Source organism: Streptomyces sp. NPDC005648 (assembly GCF_040605395.1).
Taxonomy (GTDB): Bacteria; Actinomycetota; Actinomycetes; order Streptomycetales; family Streptomycetaceae; genus Streptomyces.
This window is the reverse complement of record NZ_JBEXCS010000194.1, coordinates 1-3,288: the sequence shown is the minus strand read 5'-3', so window position 1 is coordinate 3,288 and position 3,288 is coordinate 1. Positions and strand designations below refer to the sequence as shown.

The 3,288-nt window shown below is 70.0% G+C and carries 3 protein-coding genes and 1 pseudogene; 3 read left to right on the top strand and 1 reads right to left on the bottom strand.

Going from position 1 to position 3,288, the window contains the following annotated elements:
* Nucleotides 1-365, top strand: a pseudogene (locus ABZT17_RS45055) (hypothetical protein); the annotation flags it as partial.
* Nucleotides 366-383: 18 nt separating this feature from the next.
* Here ABZT17_RS45055 and ABZT17_RS45050 read toward each other — a convergent pair.
* On the bottom strand, nt 384-1,112 hold the full coding sequence (locus ABZT17_RS45050; RefSeq protein ID WP_356357989.1) for a maleylpyruvate isomerase family mycothiol-dependent enzyme: 729 nt from the start codon (nt 1,110-1,112) through the stop codon (nt 384-386).
* Nucleotides 1,113-1,311: 199 nt separating this feature from the next.
* Here ABZT17_RS45050 and ABZT17_RS45045 point away from each other — a divergent pair, with 199 nt between their 5' ends.
* A complete protein-coding gene (locus ABZT17_RS45045) occupies nt 1,312-1,974 on the top strand; it encodes a maleylpyruvate isomerase N-terminal domain-containing protein (RefSeq protein ID WP_356357988.1) in 663 nt (220 codons plus the stop codon).
* A 455-nt stretch (nt 1,975-2,429) separates the two neighbouring features.
* A complete protein-coding gene (locus ABZT17_RS45040; protein WP_356357987.1) occupies nt 2,430-2,735 on the top strand; it encodes an ATP-binding protein in 306 nt (101 codons plus the stop codon).
* Nucleotides 2,736-3,288 lie beyond the last annotated feature (553 nt).

Genomic DNA, 3,288 nt, shown 5'->3' with positions numbered 1-3,288 from the left:
GGACGGCACCTTCCAGGACGTGGTCGGCGAGCCCCGCCGGCGGGCTGCCAGGCACCCTGCCTTTCTTCGGGTCAGTTGGAGCGGACGATTTTCCAGAGTTGGTCGTCGACGGTGAGGTTGTTCCACCGGACGACGGGTGCCTGGTCGGCGGTGGAGGACTGGGCGACGCCGGCGTAGAGGCCGCCGTTGACGTTGCGGGGATGAACGGCTTCGGCAAGTTGCGGCGCTGTACCGAGAAGCGCAGCCGCGTGGTGGACTTCTACCTCTACCTGTTCGCAGCGATCGTCACGCTGCGTATACTCATCCGCCGCGCGACCCCGCGCTGCCGCTGGGACGGCCGCCCCACCACCCGACGCCTCAAGTGATCCATTTGCCGGTCGGTCTCAGCCCCAGTCCTGCAGCTGCTGGAGCAGGTCGCCGTCGCCCTCCATCTGCAGCGAGCCGGCCGGGATGCGCATGTACATGAGCAGGGCCATCTCGCTCGCCGTGCCGTAGATGGCGGCGGTGGGCGTGCTCTCGGCGGCCTCCGCCGCGGTGAGGCGGGTGAAGCGGGAACCGGCGGCGTCCACCGTCTGGCGCCAGGAGCCAGCCTCGGCTGCGTGGTAGTCCATGGTGGCGGGCTCGCCCGGCCACGGGACCGTGCCGGTGCAGACGGTGGCGAGGAACTCCTCGATGGCGTCGCCCGCCTCGGTCGTCGGCAGCTCCTGCGGGGTACCGGAGGCCAGCTGGGCGTCGTAGGTGTGGATCAGCGACTCCGGGACGCGGCGGCGGGCCACGGCGGCCACCGTGTGCGGCGAGGCCAGCGGCTCCCACCAGGCCCAGCAGCCCCGGTCCGGGCCGGCCTCGCGCAGAGCAGTAAGCAGCTGCTCCGTCGAGTCGGCCAGCCAGGTTATGAGAGCCTCGCGCTCCCTGGGCGCCGCCAGCCCGTCCTTGCTCGGCCGCTCGTCGCCCGGCGCGGTGTTCAGCACGATGTAGGCGCAGAAGCGGTCCCCCTCGCTGAGATGGTTCGCCAGGTCGTACAGCGTCCAGCCCGGGCAGGACGGGACATCGGCGTCGAGGCTGGGGGCTGCGGCGACAGCGGCGCGAAACGCGGCGGACCGCTCGTCAATCATCCGCAGCAGGGTGGGGAAGTAGCGCTGCTCAGGCGCGCAGATCTTGTATCACCCGGACCGGCACTCTCGCACTCGATTAAGACCGCCCAGCACGCCTACTGCCGGGCGGTCTTAGGGCGGATCTGCGGAAGGCTCACCGGAACCGGCCTGGTCGAACAAAGGCTCCGCGGCGTCGGGTGATCATTGATACGGTCCCGCCATGGCTGAAGCGCAGAGATCACCGAGCGGGCCGGTTACCGCGGCCGATGTCGAGCATGCCGTCCGCTTGGCGCTCGCCACTCTGCGCGGGGCGGACGTGCCGGACTGGAGTGTCAAGGCCGGTTCTCTGGAGTGGGACTGTTGGGAGACTGTCGAGCACCTCGCCGACGATCTGTTCTCCTACGCCGTCCAATTGAGCCCAGCGAACCCGCCGCTGGACACCCACGTCCCGTTCGCGTGGAGTCGGAAGAGGCCGGGCGGCCCGGCGAATGCTGTCTTCGCCGACCGTGAGGCTGGTCCAGCGGGTCTGCTGCAAGTACTGGATGCCAGCGGTGCCTTGCTGACCGCAATCGTCCGCACGACGCCGCCCACGGTCCGAGCCCACCACATCTTCGGCCCAGCCGACCCTGAAGGCTTCGCCGCGATGGGTATTGTCGAGACCTTGGTGCATACCCACGACGTCGCCGAGGGCCTGGGCGTCGGCTGGACGCCGCCCGCCGACCTGTGCGACCGGGTGCTGGCCCGGCTCTTCCCCGACGCCCCGACCGATACCGACCGGTGGCCAACCCTTCTCTGGGCCACCGGCCGCGCGGAACTCCCTGGTCGGCCGCGCCTTACCAAGTGGCGCTGGTACGGCACACCTCGTGTTGACGGCAGGCCGTAGGAGATCGTCAGCCCGGCTGGGTGCCCGACGGGATCGACTCCATCGGCTGACACCGTGCAGCGAGGCGTTCTGGGCCGCAGCGCGTTCCGCTCACGGGGACGTGGCCGGCGGATGCCCGCATCCGCCGTCGAACAGGGCATGGCTGCAGCGGTCAGGGCGGGTTCCACCAGCGCGGACGTGGTCGCCGTCGAGGCCCGCAGGGCGGACGCGCTGGCCCCGCCTTCGCCCGATGACCTGGATGACGCCGAAGGTGACCCGCCGCCCTGGGCCAAGTACAGACAGGTGGTGTCGCTGGCGGCCCGCCGGGCCCAGCTGTCCGAGGACAGGAGGCCGTTGCTGACGGTCGCCCACTACGACCAGCTCCTGGCACGTCAACCGAAAGGCACCGCACGAGCACGACCGAGACCACGGCCCAGGTTCCTCCGGCCCGCCGCGACATGGGGCCGGAGGAGGCCGTGGACACGGCCATCGACGAAGCTTGGCGCGCCCTGCACCTGTCAACGATCCGCCGCCGGATCCAGGAGATGGCCGCCGATGCGATGCGTCAGCGGTCCAGCTACAAGGATTTCCTGGCCGATCTGCTGGAGGCCGAGTGGGCTGAACGCGAGGAACGGCGCAAGCAGCGGCTGGTCGGGGACGCCAACTTCCCCCGCCCCAAACGGCTGGAGGTCTTCGACTTCGCGGAGAACCCCAACGTCACTCCCGAGATCGTCGGCACGCTGTCGGACCCGGCCTGGGTCAAGGCCGGGCAACCGCTCTGAATTTGGGCCGCACGTCTTCAGGACGCAGGACCTGGTGCCGGTGGCCGGGGAAGCCCAGAGCTCCTCATCGGCCGCTGCGTGCAGTATCGCCCCGGGATCGCGCAGTCCGACGGTGTCGAAGAAGGACGTACCCGGCCGCGCCCGCGGCGGGAGCGGTGCGGGCACGAGCGGATTCGCCGAAGCCGGACCTCTCCAAGTACGGCGTAGGCGACGAACTGGAGTGAGACATCTTCGTGGCTCCCCCCGCACCGGCCTCCTGCTCAGAGGTCCCGGACTGACGAACTGCTACGCCCCTCGCCACCGCCCCCCGACCCCGCTCCACACCGATCACCAGGCGCCTGACCACCTCTTCCGCGTCCGCCAGGGCAGCACTCCGCACCGGCAGGACCACGAGCCGATTCACCGGATTCTTCCGAGGATGTCCCGGCCTTCAGGCCGGGGAGGAATCGGACCCCTGTGGGGCAGGGCAGGGAAAGAGTAATCGCCGTCAGGGCGATTGGTCGCCTCCGTCCACGGCGGTGCGGGCGACCTCAAGCATGTGGACGATCTCGGA